The 1481-nt window shown below is 40.2% G+C and carries 1 protein-coding gene; it reads left to right on the forward strand.

Annotated elements, in window-relative coordinates; translation table 11 throughout:
• The first annotated feature begins 916 nt into the window (after positions 1 to 916).
• Positions 917 to 1465 carry a TetR/AcrR family transcriptional regulator gene (locus NL42_RS15510; protein ID WP_461313420.1) on the forward strand — a complete coding sequence of 183 codons (549 nt, stop codon included), beginning with the start codon at positions 917 to 919 and terminating at the stop codon, positions 1463 to 1465.
• Positions 1466 to 1481 lie beyond the last annotated feature (16 nt).

Here is a 1481-nt window from a genome sequence, read left to right on the forward strand (position 1 = left end):
TTGCCTGCAAACTACTTTAGGGTAGAGCGATAAGGGGACACTTTCGGGTGTGCTGGTACTGTGCCCAGTCTGCTAACCCCTTATCGATCTGCCACCATTCTACGGTAGAACGATAAGGGAACACCTTCAGGTGTGCTGGTTGCTTTTGTACCAGTCTGCTAATCCCTTTTCGTTTTGCCACCATTCTATGGTAGAGCGATAAGAGGACACCTTCGGGTGTGCTGGTTCTGTGTGTCCAGTCTGCTAACCTCTTTTCGTTCTGCCACCATTTTTATTATTATCATGATATTCTTAAATTTAAGTTGAATGACTGTTTAGCTTAAATATCTAATTGAATGAAAACAAAAATTATTTAACCAATTTCTATTCAACCTTACATTGACACTCAAAAACTCGCGGATTATCCTTTGCCTGCTGGTCACATTACCAGTCGGTTTTAGCAGGCCGTATTTACCCAACGCACACGAAAAAGTCTCTCTTTTTTGTGGGCATCCCTACGTGCCCCCCTCTGCGGCGGAACGGGAGGGGGACATCTTCGGATGTGCTGATTTTTGGGTAAATCAGTCTGCTAACCCCTTTTCGTTTCGCCACCATAATCATTTAGCAGTGATGTGGCGAAGCTTCTTTATTACCCAAAGGAGTTCGCTAATGCGTACTATTTCATCTCTCTCATTGGCAACCTTCGCCAAAATCTTTACGTCTATACCCAACTGGTCTTTAAAAAGGTTTAACCGACTCTAGGTTTTAAGCCATAGGTCATTACGACTAAAAAATCATAGCAACAATAAAACCCGAGATAGGCGAGCACACCATTTTTGTGCTGCTTTCGCATGCCTGTTTTTAGCGCTCAATTTAAGAGTGACGGCATTTCTATCTCTTTCACATACAACAAAAAATTATTTTAAACGGTATAAAAATGCCAAATTTAGAAGCTTCATTTAGAGCATTAAGCGTGCTCAACGCAGCAAAAGATTTATTTAATCAAAACGGGTTTTACATCGGGATAGATCGAATTATTGAGGAAGCCAAAATCCCCAAAGCCACTTTTTATAACTATTTTCACTCCAAAGAAAGGCTCATTCAGATGAGCTTAACTTTTCAAATAGATGCCTTAAAACATGAGGTGTTTTCAATTATTCATTCGTACCGTGAACTCATGGCATTCGATAAACTCAAGAAGATTTATCTCTTACATGCGAACTTAGATGGCTTTTATCGGTTGCCATTTAAAGCCATTTTTGAAATTGAAAAGATCTATCCAGCAGCTTATAAACTCGTCATTGACTACCGAAAATGGTTCATTAAAGAAATTCATAAACTGCTTTTAACTGTAAAAGCGACTGCTACAGTTGAAGATGCGCACATGTTTTTATTTGTGATTGATGGGGCCATGGTTCAGCTTTTGGGAACCAATAACACCGATGAAAGAGATGCATTGCTCGACTACTTTTTAAGTCGGGTTTGATGGGGGAAGGCCTGAC

It is taken from the genome of Acinetobacter sp. GN11 (genome assembly GCF_054823985.1).

Excerpts from the sequence above, each read along its gene's own strand:
- NL42_RS15510 (WP_461313420.1), top strand. The coding sequence starts at position 917 with ATGCCAAATTTAGAAGCTTCATTTAGAGCATTAAGCGTGCTCAACGCA.